This is a genomic window from Rhodobacter capsulatus SB 1003, assembly GCF_000021865.1.
Classification (GTDB): Bacteria; Pseudomonadota; Alphaproteobacteria; order Rhodobacterales; family Rhodobacteraceae; genus Rhodobacter; species Rhodobacter capsulatus_B.
Map to the genome: position 1 here is coordinate 1,962,242 of NC_014034.1, position 21,765 is coordinate 1,984,006.

The 21,765-nt window shown below is 64.8% G+C and carries 22 protein-coding genes; 5 read left to right on the forward strand and 17 right to left on the reverse strand.

Annotated features, from left to right (window positions below; all coding sequences use genetic code 11):
• Positions 1–17: 17 nt before the first annotated feature.
• Complete coding sequence (locus RCAP_RS09005) at positions 18–134, reverse strand: entericidin (protein ID WP_013067539.1); 117 nt, start codon at positions 132–134, stop codon at positions 18–20.
• Entirely contained in the window at positions 131–1,954 is a 1,824-nt protein-coding gene (locus RCAP_RS09010; RefSeq protein ID WP_013067540.1) for an extracellular solute-binding protein, read from the reverse strand. Before RCAP_RS09010 ends, RCAP_RS09005 begins: the two co-directional genes overlap by 4 nt.
• 263 nt (positions 1,955–2,217) lie before the next feature.
• Here RCAP_RS09010 and RCAP_RS09015 point away from each other — a divergent pair, with 263 nt between their 5' ends.
• Entirely contained in the window at positions 2,218–2,991 is a 774-nt protein-coding gene (locus RCAP_RS09015) for a 3-hydroxybutyrate dehydrogenase (RefSeq protein WP_013067541.1), read from the forward strand.
• A gap of 91 nt (positions 2,992–3,082) precedes the next feature.
• Here RCAP_RS09015 and RCAP_RS09020 read toward each other — a convergent pair whose 3' ends face one another.
• From RCAP_RS09020 to RCAP_RS09030, 3 genes are read right to left on the reverse strand one after another with little or no spacing between them, the layout of a single operon-like run.
• Positions 3,083–3,808: a DUF502 domain-containing protein gene (locus RCAP_RS09020; RefSeq protein ID WP_013067542.1), complete on the reverse strand. Its 726-nt coding sequence runs from the start codon at positions 3,806–3,808 to the stop codon at positions 3,083–3,085.
• 59 nt (positions 3,809–3,867) lie between these two features.
• A complete protein-coding gene (locus RCAP_RS09025) occupies positions 3,868–4,785 on the reverse strand; it encodes a pseudouridine-5'-phosphate glycosidase (RefSeq protein WP_013067543.1) in 918 nt (305 codons plus the stop codon).
• Positions 4,782–5,678: a PfkB family carbohydrate kinase gene (locus RCAP_RS09030; RefSeq protein ID WP_013067544.1), complete on the reverse strand. Its 897-nt coding sequence runs from the start codon at positions 5,676–5,678 to the stop codon at positions 4,782–4,784. The genes RCAP_RS09025 and RCAP_RS09030 overlap by 4 nt, the downstream gene beginning before the upstream one ends.
• A gap of 314 nt (positions 5,679–5,992) precedes the next feature.
• Between RCAP_RS09030 and rpsB the strand changes: the two genes are divergently transcribed.
• Together rpsB and tsf are read left to right on the forward strand one after the other, a co-directional pair.
• Positions 5,993–6,748, forward strand: coding sequence for a 30S ribosomal protein S2 (rpsB, locus tag RCAP_RS09035; protein WP_013067545.1), 756 nt, complete (start codon positions 5,993–5,995; stop codon positions 6,746–6,748).
• 71 nt (positions 6,749–6,819) lie between these two features.
• Positions 6,820–7,728, forward strand: a complete 909-nt coding sequence (gene tsf / locus RCAP_RS09040) for a translation elongation factor Ts (RefSeq protein WP_013067546.1) — start codon at positions 6,820–6,822, stop codon at positions 7,726–7,728.
• A gap of 332 nt (positions 7,729–8,060) precedes the next feature.
• On the opposite strand, the gene RCAP_RS09045 is transcribed toward tsf, so the two are convergent.
• From RCAP_RS09045 to RCAP_RS09100, 12 genes are all read right to left on the reverse strand, one after another.
• A complete protein-coding gene (locus RCAP_RS09045; protein WP_013067547.1) occupies positions 8,061–8,813 on the reverse strand; it encodes a LuxR family transcriptional regulator in 753 nt (250 codons plus the stop codon).
• Between the two features lie 176 nt (positions 8,814–8,989).
• Positions 8,990–9,427 carry a TIGR01244 family sulfur transferase gene (locus tag RCAP_RS09050; RefSeq protein ID WP_013067548.1) on the reverse strand — a complete coding sequence of 146 codons (438 nt, stop codon included), beginning with the start codon at positions 9,425–9,427 and terminating at the stop codon, positions 8,990–8,992.
• A 60-nt stretch (positions 9,428–9,487) separates the two neighbouring features.
• Complete coding sequence (locus RCAP_RS09055; protein WP_013067549.1) at positions 9,488–10,171, reverse strand: HAD family hydrolase; 684 nt, start codon at positions 10,169–10,171, stop codon at positions 9,488–9,490.
• Positions 10,162–10,821 carry a phosphoglycolate phosphatase gene (locus tag RCAP_RS09060; RefSeq protein ID WP_013067550.1) on the reverse strand — a complete coding sequence of 220 codons (660 nt, stop codon included), beginning with the start codon at positions 10,819–10,821 and terminating at the stop codon, positions 10,162–10,164. Before RCAP_RS09060 ends, RCAP_RS09055 begins: the two co-directional genes overlap by 10 nt.
• The gene (locus RCAP_RS09065) at positions 10,821–11,372 is read right to left on the reverse strand and encodes a thioredoxin family protein (RefSeq protein WP_013067551.1); all 552 of its coding nucleotides are present in this window, start codon (positions 11,370–11,372) and stop codon (positions 10,821–10,823) included. The genes RCAP_RS09060 and RCAP_RS09065 overlap by 1 nt, the downstream gene beginning before the upstream one ends.
• A gap of 7 nt (positions 11,373–11,379) precedes the next feature.
• Positions 11,380–12,066 carry a ribulose-phosphate 3-epimerase gene (gene rpe, locus RCAP_RS09070; protein ID WP_013067552.1) on the reverse strand — a complete coding sequence of 229 codons (687 nt, stop codon included), beginning with the start codon at positions 12,064–12,066 and terminating at the stop codon, positions 11,380–11,382.
• Between the two features lie 54 nt (positions 12,067–12,120).
• Positions 12,121–13,497, reverse strand: a complete 1,377-nt coding sequence (locus tag RCAP_RS09075; RefSeq protein ID WP_013067553.1) for a ribulose-bisphosphate carboxylase — start codon at positions 13,495–13,497, stop codon at positions 12,121–12,123.
• Positions 13,498–13,515: 18 nt separating this feature from the next.
• Complete coding sequence (fba, locus tag RCAP_RS09080; protein WP_013067554.1) at positions 13,516–14,580, reverse strand: class II fructose-bisphosphate aldolase; 1,065 nt, start codon at positions 14,578–14,580, stop codon at positions 13,516–13,518.
• Positions 14,581–14,659: 79 nt separating this feature from the next.
• A complete protein-coding gene (gap, locus tag RCAP_RS09085; RefSeq protein WP_013067555.1) occupies positions 14,660–15,661 on the reverse strand; it encodes a type I glyceraldehyde-3-phosphate dehydrogenase in 1,002 nt (333 codons plus the stop codon).
• 8 nt (positions 15,662–15,669) lie between these two features.
• A complete protein-coding gene (tkt, locus tag RCAP_RS09090; protein WP_013067556.1) occupies positions 15,670–17,643 on the reverse strand; it encodes a transketolase in 1,974 nt (657 codons plus the stop codon).
• A gap of 83 nt (positions 17,644–17,726) precedes the next feature.
• A complete protein-coding gene (locus RCAP_RS09095; protein WP_013067557.1) occupies positions 17,727–18,605 on the reverse strand; it encodes a phosphoribulokinase in 879 nt (292 codons plus the stop codon).
• A 4-nt stretch (positions 18,606–18,609) separates the two neighbouring features.
• Positions 18,610–19,605: a class 1 fructose-bisphosphatase gene (locus RCAP_RS09100; RefSeq protein WP_013067558.1), complete on the reverse strand. Its 996-nt coding sequence runs from the start codon at positions 19,603–19,605 to the stop codon at positions 18,610–18,612.
• A 92-nt stretch (positions 19,606–19,697) separates the two neighbouring features.
• On the opposite strand from RCAP_RS09100, the gene cbbR reads away from it, so the two are divergent.
• Positions 19,698–20,639, forward strand: coding sequence for a LysR family regulator CbbR (gene cbbR / locus RCAP_RS09105; RefSeq protein WP_013067559.1), 942 nt, complete (start codon positions 19,698–19,700; stop codon positions 20,637–20,639).
• Between the two features lie 81 nt (positions 20,640–20,720).
• Entirely contained in the window at positions 20,721–21,692 is a 972-nt protein-coding gene (locus RCAP_RS09110; protein ID WP_013067560.1) for a quinone oxidoreductase family protein, read from the forward strand.
• Positions 21,693–21,765 lie beyond the last annotated feature (73 nt).

The following is a 21,765-nucleotide window of genomic DNA, read 5'->3' on the forward strand; positions in this document are numbered from 1 at the left end:
GTGCCGCGGATCGCGGCTCAGAACCAGCTTTGCACCTTGTGCGCGCCATCGGTCACGTCGGCGCCGACGCCCGCAACGGTGTTGCACCCCGAAAGCGCCACGGCCAGCACCATCCCCAGGATCGCTGTCTTCATTTCTTCGCCTCATGCCACCATGCATCGGGCGTCACGCCCGGCCAATCCCCGTATAGCGGAACCCTTGCCGGAAAGTGAAGGTCACGACTGTGTGCGACCCGCGCGACCGGCGCATACCAGATCGGAATCACGTAACGCCCCGCCGTCAGCACGCGATCAAGCGCCTGCACCGCGGCGGTGTAATCCTCGGGGGTCTGCGCGTCCAGCAGCGCCGCGATCATCGCATCGGCGGCGGGGTCGTGCATCCCCATCAGATTGCGCGAGCCGGGCGCGTCGGCGCCCTGCGCGCCCCAGTAAAGATACTGCTCGTTGCCGGGGGCAAGCGAGGTGGCCACGAACATCCAGGTCATGTCGAAATCGTAGTCGGTCTTGCGGGCCTGAAACTGCGCGTCATCGACCACCGTCACCTTCGGAAAGATGCCCAGTCGCCGCAGCGATTCGACATAGATGTCGACCACCGCTTGCGATTCGGAGGCGCCCTGCTGCAGCACGATCTCGAAGCGGAAGGGCGTTCCCGCAGCCGTCTTCAGCACGCCGTCATCGCCCGCGGTCCAGCCCGCCTCCTCAAGCAATTTCGACGCCGCGCGCATGTTGCGCCGGTTTTGTGCCGTGCCGTCGGCGACGGGCAGCGCATAGCCCTCCAGCGTGCCGGGCAGCAGATCCGGCGCAAAGGGCGCCAGCAACGCCGCAATCTTGCCCGTCGCGGGGCCGGGCGGCATCGCCAGCGCCGAATTGGCAAAATAAGAGGAAATTCGCGGCTCACGGCCGCCGGTCAGCGTCTTGTTCACGAATTCGAAGTTGAACGCGAGGATCATCGCCTGCCGCACCCGCCAATCGGCGAAAAGCGGCTTTCTGGTGTTCATCACCAGCCCCTTGATCCCCGAGGGCTGGTGATGGGCGATCTCTTCCTTGACGATCCGCCCCGCGGTCAACGCCGGGAAATCATATTCGCTGTCCCAGTTCACGGCGCTGCCCTCGCGGTAAAGGTCGATTTCGCCGGCCTTGAAGGCCTCGAACATCACGTTCTGATCGCCGAAATACTCCCAGCTCAGCTGATCGAGATGATGCAGCCCGCGGGTGATCGGCAGATCCTTGCCCCACCAGTCGGGATTGCGCCGCAATGTGATCGACCGGCCCATGTCGACCTTATCCACGACATAGGGCCCGGAGCCCACCGGGATCATCTGCGTTTCAGATGCAAAATCATGGCCTTGCCACTGCTTCTTCGACAAGACCGGGCGCAGCCCCATCAGCAGCGCCAGCTCCCGGTTCGGTTCGGTGAAGTCGATGCGCAGGCTTCGCGGCCCGGTCTGGCGGATCGACTTCACCTTTTTCCAGGCGGTCTGATAGCGCGGACCGCCCGCGGTGCCGATCGTCTCGAAGGACCAGATCACATCTTCGACGGTGACCGGGCTGCCATCGGAAAACCGTGCCTCGGGGCGCAGGGTGAAGGCGACCGAGGACCGGCTGGCATCGGTCTCGATGGTTTCGGCCAGAAGCCCGTAAAGGCTGAAGGGCTCGTCAAAGCTGCGCAGCATCAGCGATTCGGTGACATAGCCCGAAATCCCCTGGGCGGGACGGCCCTGCAGGATCCAGGGGTTGAGCGAATCGAACCTGCCCGGTTCGCCCATCCGCATCCGGCCGCCAAAGGGGGCTTCGGGGTTGGCATAGGGCAGGGACATCCGTGCGGGATCGAGTGCGGGCAGGCCCTGCATGGCGATTCCGGTCATCGGTTCGGCCTGCACCGAAAAGCCTGCCGAAACACCGCCAAAAGCCAATATCACAAGGGCGAGAGCGCGGAAAAACACCGATCCCTGCATCGCAACAATCTCCCGTTTGCCTGTCTTTTCAGGCGCCAAGCTAGCGCCTGCCGCAGGCACAGGCAAACTTTTCCCTTGGAAGCAGCGTCATACGGGGCTATAAAGGGATCACTGCTCGATAGGTTTCTTGCCTGTATGAAACCTGCCTCATGACTTGACGCCCGCCTTGCGCGGGAGTCTTTTTCTTTTGGCGCCTCTCTTCGCAGTTGCAGAACCGTGGGATGGGGTTACTTCTTTCTGCGCAACAGCTGGAGGAGGGAACCATGAGCCTGAAGGGCAAGACGGCGGTGATCACCGGATCCAATTCGGGGATCGGGCTTGGGGTGGCGCGCGAACTGGCGCGGGCCGGGGCCGATGTGGTGCTGAACTCCTTCACCGATCGCCCCGAGGATCATGCCCTGGCCGCAGCGCTTGGCGCCGAATTCGGGGTGACGGCGCGCTACATCAAGGCCGACATGTCGCAGGGCGCGGAGTGCCGGGCGCTGGTGGCGCAGGCGGGACGCTGCGACATTCTGGTGAACAATGCGGGCATCCAGCATGTGGCGCCGGTCGATCAGTTCCCGGTCGAGAAATGGGATGCCATCATCGCGATCAATCTCAGCTCGGCCTTTCACACCACGGCGGCGGCCTTGCCGCTGATGCGGGCGGCGGGCTGGGGGCGGGTGGTCAACATCGCCTCGGCGCATGGGCTGACCGCCTCGCCGTTCAAATCGGCCTATGTGGCGGCCAAGCATGGCATTGTCGGCTTCACCAAGACGGTGGCGCTGGAAACCGCCGAGGAGCCGATCACCTGCAATGCGATCTGTCCGGGCTATGTGCTGACGCCACTGGTCGAGGCGCAGATCCCCGATCAGATGAAGGTGCACGGGATGGACCGCGAGACGGTGATCCGCGAGGTGATGCTGACGCGGCAACCCTCGAAGCAGTTCGCCACGGTCGAGCAACTGGGGGGAACGACGGTCTTCCTGTGTGCCGAGGCGGCGGCGCAGATCACCGGCACGACGATTTCTGTGGATGGCGGCTGGACGGCGCTGTGAGAGATTGCGCCTCGGGGCAAGCCCGAGGCGACCCGCCGCGGGCTCCGCCCCGGACCCCCGAGGTATTTCAGGCAAGATGAAAGAGGGGCGCTCAGGCGGCCTTCTTCGCCGCCTTGCCCGGTGTCTCGGGCTTCTTGTCGGCCGGATAGACGAGCCCGGCCGAGATGATCAGCTTGGCGGCATCCTCGACCGACATGTCGAGATAGGTGATCTGGCTTTCCGGCAAATAGAGCAGAAACCCCGAGGTCGGGTTCGGCGTCGTCGGCAGGAAGACCGAGATCAGCGGATCTTCCGCCTCCCCCTGCAGCGCAATCTCGCCCTTGGCCCGGGCCGAGACGAAGGCGATCGCCTTCAGCCCCGGGCGGGGATAGTCGATCAGGCAGGCGCGGTCGAATTTCGTGTCGCCCTGGCTCAGCACGGTTTCGGCGATCTGCTTCACGCCGTTGTAGACAGAGCGCACCACCGGCATCCGGTCCACCAGCGCCTCGCCGAAGCGGATCACCGCGCGGCCGATGAAATTGCGCGCCAAGGCCCCGACGGTGATGGTGAAAAGCAGGAAGATCACCACCCCCACGCCGCGCAGATTGGTGCCGACATAGGTTTCGGGGCGCATATGCGCGGGGATGAAGGGCAGCACCCAGCTGTCGACCATGCCGGCGAGCGTCCACATCAGCCACAGCGTCGCGGCGATCGGCGCAATGACGATCAGCCCGGTCAGGAAGGACGCCCTCAGCCCGGCCAGAACGCCCCGCTTGTGCGGCTGCGGCATGAGCGAGAGCTGTTCTTGCGGCGTCGGATGCGGGTCATGCTCGGTCATGCTGGGCCTCGTGGTTGCGCAAGAAGTAGGGACCGCAGGCGGCGGGCGCAATGCGCCCGTCACCGTTCGGCGGCGATTTCGCGGGCAATGGCGGCGCCAAGGCGGGCATTGTTCAAAACAAGGGCGATATTGGCCGCAAGCGAGCGTCCCTCGGTCAGTTCGAAGATCCGCGAGAGCAGGAAGGGCGTGACCGCCTTGGCGGCGATGCCCTGCGCCGCCGCCTCGGCCAGCGCGGTCTCGATCACCGGCACGATCGCCTCGCGGGGGATCTCGGCCTCGGGCGGGATCGGATTGGCGACAAGCTGGCCGCCCGCAAGGCCAAGACGGGCGCGCAGCAGATGGGCGCGGGCGATCTCGGCGGCGGTTTCGGCGCGCAGCGGTGCGCGCAGGCCCGAGCTGCGCGACCAGAAGGCGGGGAAGTCGTCCTGACCGAAGGCGATTACGGGAACGCCATTCGTTTCAAGAACTTCCAGGGTCTTGTTCAGATCAAGGATGGCCTTGGCCCCGGCCGCGACGACGGTGACGGGGGTCAGGCCCAGCTCGGTCAGATCGGCGGAGATGTCGAAGCTCTCCTCGGCGCCGCGGTGCACGCCGCCGATGCCGCCGGTGGCGAAAACCGCGATCCCGGCCAGATGCGCGCAGATCATCGTGGCGGCCACCGTGGTGGCGCCGATGCCCCCGCTGGCCAGACAAAAGGCCAGATCGGCGCGCGAGAGCTTCATCACCCCCGTCGCCCGGGCCAGGGCTTCCAGCTCTGCCCCGGTCAGGCCGATGTGGATCCGCCCGCCCATCACCGCGATCGTCGCCGGGGTGGCGCCGGCGCTGCGGACCTCGGCCTCGACCCGGCGGGCGGTCTCGAGGTTTTGCGGAAACGGCATGCCGTGGGTGATGATCGTGCTTTCCAGCGCGACGACCGGGCGGCCTGCGTCCAGCGCGGCGCGGACTTCGGGGGAAAAGGCAAGCGGCAGGGCGGTCATGTCGGTTTGTCTCCGGAGACGTAGCGAGCGGCGGCGGCAAGGGCGCGGTCAAGGGCGGTCTCGCGGTCCGCGCCTTCGCGCTCGGCCACCAGATGGGCGGCCATGAAAGTGTCGCCCGCGCCGGTGACGCGGGTGACCAGAACCTCGGGCGGGGTGGCGGTGATGACGCCTTGTCCGCGCGAGCCATCGGCGGCGGCGCTGCCGCCATCCGTGACAAGGACATGGCTGGCGCCGCGGGAAAGCAACCCCTCGGCCGCGGCTTCGGCGGTGGTGAAGTCGCGCTGGCAGAGGATGCCCGCCTCTTCGCGGTTCACATAGATCGTCGCGCGGGGATGGGGCAGCAGCGGCGCCAGCCGTTCGGCCTTGCCGGGGCTGGCGGGGGCGACGCGCAGATCGGCGCGGGCAAAAAGCGGCGAACGCGCGATCTCGGCCAGCAGCGCCTGGGTCAGGTTGCCATCCAGCGCCACCGGCCCCGCCCAGGGCTGCGCGGCGCTGCCCAGACGGCCATCGGTCAACGGGCGCAGGATCTTGTCGCCCGCCGCCTCGAGGCTGTGCGCATCGGCAATGGCGGCGATCAGCCCGTTCGCCCCCTCGATCGCCATGTAGCGGTCGGTGGGCAGATCGTCCGAGCGATAGAGGAACCGGCAGTCGATCCCCATCAGCTCGGCCGACTGGATCAGCTCGGCCCCCTGCGTGTCGCGACCGATTGCCGTCAGGATGGCCGGGCGCAGCCCGAAGCGGGTCAGCGTCATCGCGATGTTCATCGCCACGCCGCCGGGCAGGCGGGTGATCCGCCCGGGCACGTCGGAGCCCGCGCGCATGTGCACCGGCGCGCGGCCGATGATGTCCCACAGGACCGAGCCGATGCAAAGAATGTCGGGAGTGTCTTTCATGGTCCCTTGGTGCTACGGCTTCGCGGAGGGCGCAAGGGGGGGCGCTGCCCCCTCGGCGCTTTCGCGCCTCTCCCCCGGGATATTTGCAGCAAGATAAAGGAACACCGATTTATCTTGCGCCAAATATCCCCGCCGGAGGCTTCGGCCGTCAAAGACCGGCGCGGGGGCTTGCCAGACGGGCGGGGCTGGTCTATAGGGCGCGCACTTCACAGGCGGAGGCGGGCCAACGGCGGGAGACATCCCCGTTCGGTCCACCGGTTGGGGGCAACCCTGAAATTCCTCCGCTCAGGCGCAAACCGGAAAGGAAATGGACCATGGCGCTTCCCGATTTCTCGCTGCGTCAGCTTCTTGAAGCTGGCGTTCACTACGGCCACCAGACGCAACGCTGGAACCCGCGCATGGCGGAGTTCATCTATGGCGAGCGGAACGGCATCCATATCATCGACCTGACCCAGACCGTGCCGATGCTCGACGCGGCGCTGAACGTGGTCCGTGACACCGTCGCCAAGGGCGGCCGCGTGCTCTTTGTCGGCACCAAGCGTCAGGCTGCGAAAGCCGTCGCCGATGCCGCGGAAAAATGCGCGCAATACTACATGAACCACCGCTGGCTGGGTGGCACGCTGACGAACTGGAAGACCGTGTCGCAGTCGATCGCCCGTCTGAAGCAGATCGACGAGATCATGGCCTCGGGCGCCGAAGGCCTGACCAAGAAAGAACGTCTGGGCATGGAACGCGAGCAGGCCAAGCTGCAGGCCTCGCTGGGCGGGATCCGCGAAATGGGCGGTCTGCCGGACCTGCTCTTCGTGATCGACGTGTCGAAGGAAGACCTCGCCATCCTCGAAGCGCAGAAGCTGGGCATCCCGGTCGTGGCCGTGGTCGACACCAACTGCTCGCCCAAGGGCGTGGACTACATCATCCCCGGCAACGATGACGCCGCCCGCGCCATCGCGCTTTACTGCGACCTCGTCTCGCGCGCGGCGCTGGACGGCATGAGCGCCCAGATGGGCGCCGCCGGTGTCGACCTGGGCGCGCTGGAAGAAGCCCCGGTCGAGGACGTCGCCGAGGCCTGAGGCCCGGCCGTCACACAAGCTTCATCGGGCGGGGGTAACCCCGCCCTCACCTCATTCCAAGGAGAGTTCCCATGGCTGTCACCGCTCAGATGGTGAAAGAACTGCGCGAGACCACCGGCGCCGGCATGATGGACGCGAAGAAGGCGCTGACCGAATGCGACGGCAACATGGATGCCGCCATCGACTGGCTGCGCACCAAGGGCCTGGCGAAAGCCGCGAAAAAGGCCGACCGCGTTGCCGCCGAGGGTCTGATCGGCGTCGCCGTGACCACCGGCCGCGGTGTCGCGATCGAGATCAACTCGGAAACCGACTTCGTGGCGAAGAACACCGATTTCCAGGCGCTGGTGCGCGACGTGGCGAAAACCGCGCTGGAAGTGGGCGAATCGGTCGAAGTGGTGAAAGCCGCGGCGCTGAACGGCAAGACCGTTGACGAAGTGCTTGGCGAAGCCATCGCCCGCATCGGCGAGAACATGACCTTCCGCCGCCTGCACATTCTGGAAGGCGACACCATCGTTTCCTATGTCCACAATGCCGCCGCCCCGGAAATGGGCAAGATCGGCGTTCTGGTCGCGCTGAAGGGCGATGCCGCCAAGGCGCAGGAAATCGGCAAGCAATTCGCGATGCATATCGCGGCGACCGCGCCGATCTCGCTGAACGAGGCCAGCCTTGATCCGGCCGTGCTGGAGCGCGAGCTGCAGGTGCAGACCGCCAAGGCGCTGGAAGAGAACGCCACCTCGGCCAAGCCGAAGCCCGAGCAGGTGATCCACAACAACATCATCCCGGGCCGGATGAAGAAGTTCCTCGAGGAAGTGACCCTCGTGAACCAGAAATTCGTGATGAACCCCGATGTGACCGTGGCCCAGGCCGCGACCGAGGCGGGCGTGGAAATCACCGGCTTCGCGCGTCTTGCCGTGGGCGAAGGCGTCGAGAAGAAGGAAGAGGATTTCGCCGCCGAAGTGGCGAAGATGGTCGGCGCGTAGGCGCTGCCCCCTCGGCCAAGACAGCGCCGCCCTTCGGGGCGGCGTTTTTGTTACGATGTGGGCATTTGCGGCGCCCTGAACCGTCAGGGCGCGCTTTCCTGCATATCTTGTGCATGAAATTGAAACGGCCCAGACGGGTGACTATAAACCCGCTGGGCCGTACCGGAAAACCGGTGGGATCTCGCCGGATCAATCTTCGACTGCTTCCCTGTTCCTGGCCGAAGCCACCACTCACGGAACACGTGTATCTAAGGCATTTCCCATGGATTCGGAGTAGTCAGGTATTCCTTACCATGCCAGAATGTCGCAGCCCCCGGGGCCGCTCGACCGGCTCAGGGGGCCGAGGTGATGAAAAGCTGCTTCTGCATCGACGCCTTGAGCAGCGCCTGCGCGGTGGTTTCGACCTCGAGCGCCTCGCGGGCGAGGCGCAGATGTTTCTCGACCGTGGCCGTGGTCGGGCCGAGGATCTGCGCGATATCGGCCGAGGTCTTGCCGTCGCCGACCCATTCCAGCACCTCGCGCTGACGCGAGGTCAGCGGCCGACGGGTGGTCGAAAAGGGCAGGGCGCTGATTTTCAGATGCATGATCGAATTCAGCACCCGCAGGTCACGCCCATGCTCCTCCCAGATCGCGTCGACATCGGCCTGGGTCAGGCCGGGCTGCGCGCAAAGGCCGATCGCCCCCTTGGCGCGGGCGGAGGTGTCGGGAAAGCCGATCGAATAGCCCGCCAGAACCTGAAAACGGCGGTTGAGGTCGATCACCCTGCGCTCGCCTTCGGTCAGCTCGCCCGCGGCCATCCGTTCGGCGACGACGCGCCACGAACAGGCCCCCACCGAGTCGAGGGCCCATTTCACCATCGGCGCCTCCGAAAAGAGACCGGCGCCGAGGAAGGAATTCAGATAGGCCGGATCGTGGTTGGACAGGATCAGCGTATCATCGAGCGAGCCGAGATTCTGCGTCGCGCGGAACCGGGTGAACCCGTAGATCAGACGGTCGAAGCCGAACTTGGCCATCTGCGCACAATGCATGCTCCAGATGGTCGCGACATCATCGGCGACCAGAAGTTGTTCAAGATGATCCAGCATTGCGCGCGTCTCACACCTCGCAAGCTTGCACAGATCACGGTTTTGCCATGTGTCGCCCCCTTGGCGCAAGTGTGTTCCGCCCCGCGGCGCAGGGCATGTCACAAGGTCGCAGACTGCACCATCCCCAAAGGATCTGTGCAATTATGCTTTTTTACCAAGCGTTTAAGTTTCGACCTTCACACGGCGAAACCGCTGTTGGCGGCCTTGGCGCGCAGCATCGGCACCAGGGCAGACAGATCATAGCCCGCATTTTGGGCAGTTTGCAAAATCTCGTCGAGGGGGCGTCGTCCGGCCTGGCTCAGGGCCCACAGATGCGAGGAGCGCGTCCCGGACCGGCACCAGGCCAGAACCGGAGCTTCGGCCGCGGCAAGGGCGGCTTCGAAAGCGGCGATCAGATCGGCGCTCAGTTCCCCCGGATAATAGGGCAGATGCACATAGGACAGCCCCGCGGCGGCGGCGGCCTCCTGCAGCGCGGCATTGAGACCGGCGTCGACCTCTTCATCCGGGCGATTGTTGATCAGCGTGCGAAAGCCGAGGCGGGCGGCCTCGGCAATATCGTCAAGGGCGATCTGCGGCGCCACAGCGAAATCGGGCGTCAGGGTACGCAGGTCCATGTCTTCCTCCGGCAAGTTCCGTGGCCACTCTGGACCGCGCTGCCGACAGGTGCAAGGGGCTCAGGGCAGCTCCGGGATCGCTTTGGTCGCGGCGCGGGTCAGATCGGGGATCAGCCAGTCTGCGGCCGTGAAATCGTCGCCGCGGGTGTATTCCGAAGGCGTCAGAACCACCCGAAGCTCGGCCGCCTTGGCCGAGGCGAGACCGGCACGGCTGTCCTCGAAGGCCAGGCACGCCGCGGGCGGCAGTCCAAGACCCTGCAAAGCCAGCAGATAGACATCGGGGGCGGGTTTCTTCTGCGCCACCTCGTCCCCGGCGGCGATCACCTCGAAGATGTCCCCGGCAGGCCTGCGGAAGGTGGCGGCGATCAGCGCATCCACATTTGCCCGCGTGGTCGTGGTGGCGATGGCGAGACGAAGTCCCGAAGCTTTTGCCCGGTCGATCAGCGCCGCGACACCGGGCAGCAGGCCGACCTGACCCGAGGCGATGATCTCGACATAGCGTTGCGTCTTCGCTTGGTGCAGCGCGGCGATGTCCACATCGGAGGGGCCGGAGCCCACGGTCTCCCGATGTTTCGCCATCCGCTCCTTGCCGCCGGTGGTGCGCAGAAGCGTCCGATAATCTTCCTTCGACCAGTGCCAGTCCAGTCCCTGGGCCGCGAAAGTCTCGTTGAAGGCCTGCCGATGCACTTCCTCGGTTTCCGCCAAAGTGCCGTCAACGTCGAAGATCAGCGCCTTCAGCTCCATGTCCATTCCTCAACGATGCCGGGCAGGGCATTGAAATCGCTGAACTTCGCGGCATGCGGCAGATCTTCGACCGGGGTCTTGCGATAGCCCTCGGTATAGATCAGGAACGGCAGCCCCGCGTTTTGGGCGGTCTGTGCGTCGATCTCGCTGTCGCCGATGTACAGCGCATGGTCGCGGCCCAATAATCTTTGCGCCTCCTGCACCATCTCGGGGTTCGGCTTGCGCGTGGGCAGGCTGTCGCCGCCGATCACAAGCTGGAAATAATCGCTCAGACCGACATGGGCGATCGCCGCAAGCGCAGGCTTGTAGGGCTTGTTGGTGGTGATCGCCATCGGGCAGCCCATCGCCTGCAGACGTTGCAACGCTGTGATCACACCCGGGTAAAGCGTGTTGCCCGCGACATCGGTTTCATAGCGTCCGACAAGATCGGCATAGATCGCGTCGAAAAGCGGCCCTTCGGGATCTTCACCGGCGGTCGTCAGCAGGCAGCGCACCAGATGGGGCGCGCCCTGTCCGACGAAACTGCGGATCTGATCGAGGCTGAGGGGCGCGTAACCGCGTCCGGTCAGCACATCGTTCGAGACCTTGTGAATGGCGGGCGCCGAGTCGATCAGCGTGCCATCGAGATCGAAAATCAGCGCCGGCGCCATCAGTCTTTCCATTTGATCGAACACCCGAGCGAGGCGATCTGGTCGCGCGGTCCCTGACCCGTTTCGGCCACGCGCACCATCGCCTCGTAAAGTTCGCGCCGCGCATCGGCCGGGCCGGGCTGGCGCCCCGAAGCATCCAGACGCCCGCGATACTGCAACGCATCCTCGGCATTGAACCCGAAGAAATCCGGTGTGCAGATCGCATCGTAAGCCTTTGCCACGGCTTGCGTTTCATCAAACAGATAGGGGAAGCGGAAGCCGCGTTCCGCAGCCAGCCGCGCCATGTGCTCGGGGCCGTCCTGCGGATAGGTCCCGACATCGTTCGAGGAAATCGCCGCAACGCCGATGCCCAGATCCATCAGCGCCTCGGCATCGCGCTGCAGCCGGTCGAGGATCGCCTGAACATAGGGGCAATGGTTGCAGATAAACATGATCAGCAGGCCTTTCGGCCCGCGGATGTCATCCAGGCTCCAGAACCTGCCCGAGGTGTCGGGCAGGCGGAAATCCGGGGCTTTCCAGCCGAAGTCGCAAACCGGGGGAGAGACGCCCATGACGACCTCAGAGCGCCGCTTGCGCCGCGGCCCGGATTGCCGCGATGTTCTTGCCATAGACCTCGGGGGTTGCAACCGAACCGCCCTTGAAGACGCCCGAGCCCGCCACGAAGACATCGGCGCCCGCCGCGGCCATCAGGGGCGCCGTCACCGGGTCCATGCCGCCGTCGATCTCGATATGCACCGGACGGTCGCCGATCATCGCGCGCAGCTTGCGCACCTTGGCCGTCATGTCGATGTATTTCTGCCCGCCAAAGCCCGGGTTCACCGTCATCACGCAGACAACATCCGCAATATCAAGGACATGCTCGATCGCTTCGGCGGGGGTGCCGGGGTTGATCGCCACGCCCGATTTCATTCCGGCGGCGCGGATCGCCTGCAGCGTGCGGTGGATATGCGGCCCGGCCTCGACATGCGCCGTCAGCACATCGGCGCCCGCCTGCGCATAGGCGTCGATATAGGCATCGACCGGCGAAATCATCAGATGCACGTCCATCACGGTTTTCACATGCTTGCGAAAGGCCGCGACGGCGGGCGGACCAAAGGTGAGGTTCGGCACGAAATGCCCATCCATCACGTCGACATGCACCCAATCGGCGCCCTGCGCCTCGATGGCCTGGATTTCACGGCCGAAATCGGCGAAGTCGGCAGAAAGGATCGAGGGGGCGATCTTGATGGAACGGTCGAAGGTCATGTCGGTCTCCTGAGGGGTTGGGCGGGGTGTCCCCCGCCCGGATAGCACCGGCGTTCAGTTAACGCCCAGAGCGACGCGCCAGCCCGGATAGAGCTTGTCGGCATCGTTCGGGAAGCTTTCGAACGCCCGGGCCAGTTCGCGATGCGATTTCGCATAGGTCACCAGATCCACGCCCGCCTTCCAGGCGTCGCAGGACTGGCGCAGCGATTTCGCCCCGGCGGTGCCGCCATCCAGGTGACCAAAGGCACCGCCGCCCGAGGTCTGGATCACGTTCGAATGGCCGAGGTTGTCGAAGAAGCCCGGCAGACGCAGCGCGTTCATGCCGCCCGAGATGATCGGCGTCGTGGCCTTCATGCCCAGCCAGTCCTGATGGTAGAACGGGCCCTGCGCCGCCTCGTCGGTCAGCATGTAGGCCATGATCTTGTCGGAGGCATCGCCCTCCATCTTGCCATAGCCCATCGTGCCGGTGTGGATGCCCGAGGCGCCCTGCAGACGCGACATCTTCGAGAGCACGAAGGCGGTGTAGCCGCGCATCGACTGCGGCGAGGTCACGGCGCCGTGGCCCGCGCGGTGATAGTGCAGGAACTGGCGCGGGAATTGCCGACGCGCGGTGGTGATCGCCGCCGGGCCGGTGACATAGCCATCCACGAGGAAGGCGACGTGATCGGCGTTTTCGCCAAAAGTTTCAAGGATGTATTCGCCGCGGGCGACCATTTCGTAATGGTCGTCGGCGGTGATGTTGGCCGAGAAAAGCTTGGCTTCGCCGGTTTCGTCCTGCGCCCGTTTCATCGCATCGGCGACGAGACGGATGGTTTCCTTCAGCGGCGCGAAGGTCTGGTTGCCCTGCGGTTCGTCATTCTTGATGAAATCGCCGCCCAGCCAGAATTCATAGCAGGCATCGGCAAAGGGCTTCGGACGCAGACCCAGTTTCGGCTTGATGATCGTGCCGACGACCATGCCGCCATCGACCACCGGACGGCCCAGAACGCGCCACATGTCGGCGATGTTCATCGAGGGGCCGTCGAACAGGCGCAGATAGCAGGGCGGCACGTAGAATTCGTGCATCTTGGCATATTCGACGTCGCCCATGCCCTGGTTGTTGCCGATCGTCAGCGTCAGGAACGAGCACAGCATCGCCCGGCCGTCGATGATGTTTCTGTCAAAGAGTTCAACCGGATAGGCGATCTTCATGATCTCCTTTTCCGGGTCGATCTCGTAGACCAGCGCATCGACGCCGCGGGTGAAATCGTCGGTGGTCGAGACCTCGACGTTCGTCCCGGTCGAGCTTTCGGCGGCGAAATGGGCGGCGGTTTCCAGATAGCCGTAGCCCGCCTTGGGCTTCATGACATAGGCGCAGAGCACATGGCGCCCGCCGGCGATGAGATCGGCTTCCTTGAGGTCGAGCCGGGCGTAACGGTTAGACTGATCCATGATGAGGGGTCCTTTCGATCAGGCGGTTTTCGGCGCAAGCGAGCCGCTGGCATAGCGTTTCGCCATGTCATCCATCGGGATGACCTTGATTTTCGACGCATGGCCCGCGGTGCCGAAGGCCTCGAGACGCGCCTTGCACAGATCGCGCATCGCATCCATCGCGGGCTTCAGGAATTTGCGCGGGTCGAATTCGGCCTTGTTCTGCTCGGCGATGCGGCGGAACTGCCCGGTCATCGCCATGCGGCAGTCGGTGTCGATATTGACCTTGCGCACGCCCATCTTGATGCCGCGCACGATTTCCTCGACCGGCACGCCGAAGGTTTGCGGCATCGCCCCGCCGAATTCGTTGATGATGTCCTGCAGATCCTGCGGCACCGAGGACGAGCCGTGCATGACAAGGTGGGTGTTCGGCAGTTTCTTGTGGATCGCCTCGATCACCGACATCGCCAGGATCTCGCCATCGGGCTTGCGGCTGAACTTGTAGGCGCCATGCGAGGTGCCGCAGGCGATCGCCAGCGCGTCGACTTGGGTTTTCTTCACGAAATCAACGGCCTGATCGGGGTCGGTGAGCAGCTGGCTGTGATCCAGAACGCCTTCGGCGCCGTGGCCATCCTCGGCCTCGCCTTGCCCGGTTTCGAGCGAACCCAGAACGCCCAGCTCGCCCTCGACCGAGGCGCCGACCCAATGCGCCATGCGCGAGACGCGCTCGGTGATGTCGACGTTGTACTCGTAGCTGGCCGGGGTCTTGGCGTCGCCCTCGAGCGAGCCGTCCATCATCACCGAGGTGAAGCCGTGACGGATCGCGGTCATGCAGGTGGCTTCGTTGTTGCCGTGGTCCTGGTGCATGCAGAGCGGAATATCCGGATAGATCGCGGCCAAGGCCTCGATCATCTTCGCCAGCATGATGTCATTGGCATAGGACCGGGCGCCACGCGAGGCCTGGATGATGACCGGCGCATCGACGGCCTTGGCGGCCTCCATGATGGCGAGGCCCTGTTCCATGTTGTTGATGTTGAAGGCGGGCACACCGTAGGAATATTCCGCAGCATGGTCCAACAGTTGCCGAAGGGTGATCAGTGCCATTTTCTCAGTTCCTTGAGTTCGCGGCCTTTTTCTTGGCCGAAATACGCCGGGGGTCCGGGGGCAGCGCCCCGGCGTTTTCTCAGATCAGCTTGCCCATCGCCACGGCGGTATCGGCCATGCGGTTCGAGAAGCCCCATTCATTGTCATACCACGACAGGATGCGGACCATCCGGCCCTCCATCACCTTGGTCTGATCCATGTGGAAGACCGAGGAATGCGGATCGTGATTGAAGTCCGACGAGACGTTGGGCTGGTCGGTATAGCCCAGCACGCCTTTCAGCGGGCCATCGGCGGCGGCGCGGATCGCGGCGTTCACTTCCGCCACGCTGGTGTCACGGGCGGCTTCGAAGACCAGATCGACGACGGAGACGTTCGGGGTGGGAACCCGGATCGCGACGCCGTCGAGCTTGCCCTTGAGTTCGGGCAGCACCAGACCCACGGCCTTGGCAGCCCCGGTCGAGGTCGGGATCATGCTCAGCGCGGCGGCACGGGCGCGGTAGAGATCCTTGTGCATCGTGTCGAGCGTCGGCTGATCGCCGGTATAGCTGTGGATCGTCGTCATGAAGCCTTTCGTGATCCCGATCGCGTCATTCAGCGCTTTCGCAACGGGGCTCAGGCAGTTCGTGGTGCAGGAGGCGTTCGACACGACCAGGTCTTCGGCACTCAGCGTGGCGTGGTTCACGCCAAAAACGATCGTCTTGTCGGCATTGTCGCAGGGCGCCGAGACCAGGACGCGCTTCGAGCCATTTTGCAGATGGGCCGCGGCCTTCTCCTTGGTGGTGAAGATGCCGGTGCATTCCAGCGCGACATCGACATTGCCCCAGGGCAGCTCGGCCGGGTTGCGGATCGCGGTGACCTTGATCGGGCCGCGACCGACGTCGATCCAGTCCTCGCCGGTGGTCACGGTCGCCGGGAAGCGGCCGTGGACAGAATCGAAGCGCAGCAGATGGGCGTTGGTTTCCACCGGGCCAAGGTCGTTGATCGCGACGACTTCGATATCGGTGCGGCCCGACTCGACGATGGCACGCAGCACGTTGCGGCCGATGCGGCCAAAACCGTTGATGGCAACTTTGACGGTCATCATTTCCCTCAGATCAGGTTTTTTGCTTCAGAGACAAGCGCCTCTGCGGTGATGTTGAAGTGTTGATAAAGCTGCGGGGCAGGGGCCGAGGCACCAAAGCCGGTCATGCCGACAAAGGCATCGGTGGGCCCAAGCAGCATGCACCAGCCTTGCCGGATCGCCGCCTCGCAGCCCACCCGCGGCGCCGTGCCCAGAACCTTCGTCACATAATCGCGCGGTTGCGCCGCGAAAAGTTCAAAGCAGGGGGCAGAGACGACGGCGGCGCGGATCCCCTCTTTCGCCAGCTGATCGGCGGCGGCGAGCGCAATCTCGACCTCGGAGCCGGTGGCGATCAGCGTCACCTGCCGGTCCTCGGGACCGCGCAAGAGATAGGCGCCGCGCGCGGTCAGGTTCTCGGCCGTATGGGTGGTGCGCAGCGTCGGCAGGTTCTGCCGCGACAGCACCAGCAGGTTCGGCGTCGCCTTGGAGGTCATGGCGATTTCCCAGGCCTCGGCGGTCTCGACCGCATCGGCGGGGCGGATCACGTTCAGGTTCGGGATCGCCCGCAGCGAGGCCAGATGCTCGACCGGCTGGTGGGTCGGCCCGTCCTCGCCCAGACCAATCGAGTCATGCGTCATCACATAGGTGACCGGAACCCCCATCAGCGCCGAGAGGCGAATGGACGGGCGGCAGTAATCGGCAAAGGCCATGAAGGTGCCGCCATAGGGGCGCAGGCCGCCATGCAGCGCTATGCCGTTCATCGCCGCCGCCATCCCGTGTTCGCGGATGCCGTAGTGAATATAGTTGCCCGCAAAGGCGCCCGGCTTCACCGAGACCATCCCCTTCGACCGGGTCAGGTTCGAGCCGGTCAGATCGGCCGAGCCGCCAACGGAGTGGGGCAGGGTGGCATTCACCACCTCGAGCGCCATCTCGCTGGCCTTGCGCGTCGCCACTTTCGGCTTGTCGGCGGAAAGACGCGCCTTATAGGCCGCGATGGCGGCGGGCAGGGCCGAGGTGTCGTCGGCCTCGGCCTTGATGAAGTCGGCGCGGGCCGCGTGGTTTTGCAACCGCGCCTCCCAGTTGGCCCGCGCCGAAGCCCCCCGTGCCGCAACCCGGCCCCAGGCCGCGGTGAGTTCGGAAGGGATCTCGAAAGGGGCATGCGGCCAGTCAAGGAAAGCCCGCGCGGCGGCGATTTCCTCGGCGCCCAAGGGCGCGCCGTGCACATCGTGGCCGCCCTGCTTGTTCGGCGCGCCAAAGCCGATCACCGTGCGGCAGGCGATCATCGAGGGGCGCGGGTCGGCCTTGGCGGCCTCGATCGCGGCGGCGATCTCATGGGGCGCATGACCGTCGCAGGATTGCACATGCCAGCCCGAGGCGGCAAAGCGCGCCTTCTGATCGGTCGAGGTCGAAAGATCGGTGTCGCCGTCGATGGTGATGCGGTTGTCATCCCAAAACACGATCAGACGGCCCAGCCCCAGATGCCCGGCCAGGTCGATCGCCTCGTGGCTGATGCCCTCCATCAGGCAGCCGTCCCCGGCGATGACATAGGTGAAATGATCAACCAGATCATCGCCATAACGTGCGTTCTTCATGCGCTCGGCCAGCGCCATGCCGACCGCGGTCGCAATCCCCTGACCGAGCGGGCCGGTCGTCATCTCGATGCCGTCGGCATGGCCATATTCGGGATGGCCGGCGGTGCGGGCGCCAAGCTGGCGGAAGTTTTTCAGCTGCGCGATATCCATGTCGGCATAGCCGAGCAGATGGTGCAGCGCATAAAGCAGCATCGAGCCATGACCCGCGGACAGCACGAAGCGGTCACGGTCGGGCCATTTCGGCGCCGCCGGGTCGATCTTCATGAAACGGTTGAAAAGAACGGTGGCGACATCGGCCATGCCCATCGGCATGCCGGGATGCCCGGATTTCGCCTGTTCCACCGCATCCATCGCCAGCGCCCGGATGGCATTGGCCATCCGCGTTTCCTGCGCCATATCGAGATCCTTCATGGCTCCTCCTCCCTGATGAGCCTTTCGTCCGAGCGGCGGGCCCGGTGGGCCGGGCCTCGCCAATGTCTTGAAATCGTTCCGGTTCAGGCCCGCGCGCGACGGCCTTCGCGCACCAGACGCTCGATCAGCGGCGTCAGGATCAGCTGCATCGCCAGATCCTGCTTGTTGCCCGGAATGACGATCGAGTTTGCCCGGCTCATCCACGACCCATGGATCATCGAGGTCAGATAGGGGAAATCGATGCCGCGCGGGTTGCGGAAGCGGATCACGATCAGGCTTTCGTCCGGCGTCGGGATCCAGCGGGTGATGAACGGGTTCGACGTGTCGACAACCGGCACGCGCTGGAAGTTGATGTCGGTCTGCGAGAATTGCGGCACGATGCAGTGCACATAGGCATGCATGCGACGCAGGATCACGTCGGTGACGGCCTCGGTCGTGTAGCCGCGCTGCGCCCGGTCACGGTGGATTTTCTGGATCCATTCAAGGTTGATCACCGGCACGACACCGATTTTCAGGTCGGCATGGGCAGCGATGTTGACCTGATCATTCGTCACGCAGCCATGCAGGCCCTCGTAGAAGAGCAGGTCGGTATCTTCCTCGAACGGCGCCCAGTCGGTGAAATGGCCCGGCTCGACCCCGTATTTCGCCGATTCATTGGCGTCGTGGACATAACGCCGGGTGCGGCCCTTGCCGGTTTCGCCATATTCGCGGAAGACGCGTTCCAGATCCTCGAGCGCATTCGCTTCGTAGGAGAAATGCGAGAAGGTGGCATCGCCCGCGGCATAGCGGCGTTCCAGTTCCGCCTTCATGTCGGCGCGGTTGAACCGGTGGAAGGCGTCGCCCTCGATCGAGACGGCTTTCACCCCCTCGCGGCGGAAGATCTGGTCGAAGGTCGCCTTGACGGTCGAGGTGCCAGCCCCCGAGGAACCGACGACAGAGATGATGGGGTATTTTTTCGACATGGGATCAGCTCCGGAAAAGACCGCGGGTGTTGAAGAGTGCCGAGGTCTCCTCCCCGGGCAGGTCGTGATAGGCGGTGACGCGGGCCACCTTGGCCGCGCAGCCGAAAACGAAGGGCGTGCGCGCATGCAGCTTGTCGGGCAGGGCGGAGAGGATGTCCTCGCAGCCGTCGGTGGCGCCGCCGCCCACTTGCGTGATCAGAAAGGCGATCGGCGCACATTCATAGACATGGCGCAGACGGCCGCGGGCATAGCCCTTGCGTTCGTCGCCCGGATAGAGGAACACGCCGCCGCGCATCAGGATGCGGTGGGTTTCGGCAACGAGCGAGGCGATCCAGCGCATGTTGAAGTTGCGCCCGCGCGGCCCCTCGGCGCCCGCCACCAGATCGTCGATGAAGGCGCGGATCGGCGAGGGCCAATGCCGGTAGTTCGAGGCGTTGATCGCATATTCCGACGTGTCTTGCGGCAATGCCTTGATGTCGGGCAGGCGCTTGAAGCTGCGGCTGTCGAGATCAAGCACCCAGTGATGCACGCCGCGCCCGAAGCTGCACACCAGCGCGCATTGTGGCCCGTAGATGATATAGCCGCCCGCGATCTGTTCCGAGCCCTTGCGCAGGAAGCTGGTGTTCGGATCGTCGGTCGCCGGGAAGATCGAGAAGATCGTGCCGATCGACACGTTCACATCGATGTTCGAGGAGCCGTCGAGCGGATCGATGGCCAAGGCGAGCGTACCTTTGCCCAGCGTCACCACTTCGTCCTGTTCTTCGGAAGCATAATAAGCGACGGCGGTGCCCGTCAGCGCCTCGCGGAAGGCGTCGTCCGCCATCACGTCGAGCGCCTTTTGACCATCGCCCCCGGCATTGGTGCCGACGCCCGCCGCCAGGTCCGTTTCCACCCCGTTGCGGGCAATGGTGCGGGCCAGATCCGCCCCCACACGCGCCAGCCGGGTCATCACATCCGCCAGTTCCGGGCTAAGCCCGAGACCTTCAAGCTCGATCGCCATGGCCTCCTCCTCATTCGGTTGGCCGGACGTTGCGCCGAAAGCGGTTTCATGCAAATTTGAAATTCGGCAACTCGCTTTCAGGAAAATTTAATATGGTCCGGCTGGACGGGATCACGATGAAGCAACTGCGCGCGCTGAGGGCGGTTGCAAAATGGGGCTCGCTGACTGCGGCGGGACAGGCGCTTGGCCTGACGACGCCAGCAATTCATACGCAAATCAAGGGTTTGGAGGACGCAGTTCAAGTGCGTCTTTTGCAGCGGGCCGCCGATGGCGCGGGGTCGGACCTGACCGATGCCGGTCATGCGATGCTGGCGGCGGCGAAGCGGATCGAAGACGCTTTGTCGCAGGCCGGGGCCGATCTGGCAGCGCTATCACGCGGGAAAACCGGCCGGGTGACGCTGGGCGTGGTCTCGACGGCGAAATATTTCGCGCCAAGGCTGGTCAAGGCCCTGAGTCTTTCGCACCCGGATATCGAGGTGGCGCTGCGGGTGGGCAACCGCGAGACCACGATCGAGGGGCTGGAACGCGGCGCCTTTGAAATTGCGATCATGGGGCGGCCGCCGCGGCGCCCGCCGGTTCTGGCCGAGCCGCTGGGGCCGCATCCGCATACGCTGCTCGTGCCGCCGGGGCATCGGCTGCTGGGGCAGGGGGTCAGTGCGGATGCGCTGCTGGACGAGGTGTTCCTGACGCGCGAACCGGGCTCGGGGACGCGGATCCTGATGGAGCGCTGGCTGGACCGGGTGGCGGACGGACGCGCTTTCGAGACGATGGAGATGGAGAGCAACGAGACGATCAAGCAGGCGGTCATGGCGGGGCTGGGCATCGCCTTTCTCAGCCTGCATACGGTGACCGAGGAGCTGGGCTCGGGGCGGCTGGTGGAGCTTTCGGCGCCGGGGCTGCCGATCGTGCGCAACTGGTTCATGGTGCGGCGCGAGGACGAGGTGCCAAGGCCGGTGGCCGAACGGCTGTGGGAAGCGATCCTGGCGCTTCGGGGCAGCTATTTTCCAACGATTCCGATGATTGACGCGTCGTGATGGCGGGGTCATTGTGAGCGCAAACGGGTCACGGGCACGGGGTGGTGTCGGGCCGGAACCGTCTTTCGGAAGGAGATTGCGATGAGCTATGCGATGGTGGTGACCGCTCCCGGCGGGGTGGAGAATTTTCGTCTGCTGGAGCGCGATGTGCCGCAGCCGGGTCCGGGCGAAGTGCTGTTGCGGCAGACCGCGATCGGGCTGAACTATATCGATGTCTATTTTCGCACCGGGCTTTATCCCTGGGGCGTGCCTGCGGATCTGATAACCGGGGGCGAGGCTGCGGGGGTGATCGAAGCGGTCGGTCCCGGCGTCGATCTGCCGGTGGGACAGCGCGTCGCCTATACGGTGCGCAATGGCGCCTATGCGAGCCACCGGGTGATTGCGGCCGAGGATCTGGTGCCGATCCCGGAGGGGATCAGCGACGAGATCGCGGCGGCGGTGATGCTCAAGGGGCTGACCGTGCATTACCTGATCCATCATTCCTATCCGGCCGCCGCGGGGGACTGCGTTCTGGTGCATGCGGCGGCGGGCGGTGTCGGGCTGCTGGCCGGGCAATGGCTGAAACACAAGGGCGTGCGGGCGCTTGGCACGGCGGGCACGGCCGAGAAATGCGCGCTGGCGCTGGCGCATGGCTATGATGCGGTGATCGATTACAAGACCAGAGATTTCGTCGCCGAGACGATGCGGCTGACCGAGGGCAAGGGCGTGAAGGCGGTCTACGATTCCGTTGGCGCGGTGACGGTGAAGAAATCGGTCGAAGTGCTGGAGACTTTCGGAACGCTGGTCAGTTTCGGGCAAAGCTCGGGACCGGCGCTTGATTTTCGGATCACCGATCTTTCCCGCGGCTCTTTGCGTCTGACACGGCCGACGCTGTTTCATCACACGGCGCAACCGGGCTGGCTGCGCAAGGCGAGCGCCGAAATGTTCGATCTGATCCTGAAGGGAACGATCCGGGTCGAGATCGGTCAGCGCTATGACCTGAAAGATGTCGCCGCGGCCCATACGGCGCTTGAAAGCCGAAAGACCACCGGCTGCACGATTTTGACCCCGTGATGGGTCCTGGATCGCACCCGCATTTTACATAATACTGATTATAGGATTTTCCTGTGTGAGACCAAAGGCGCCA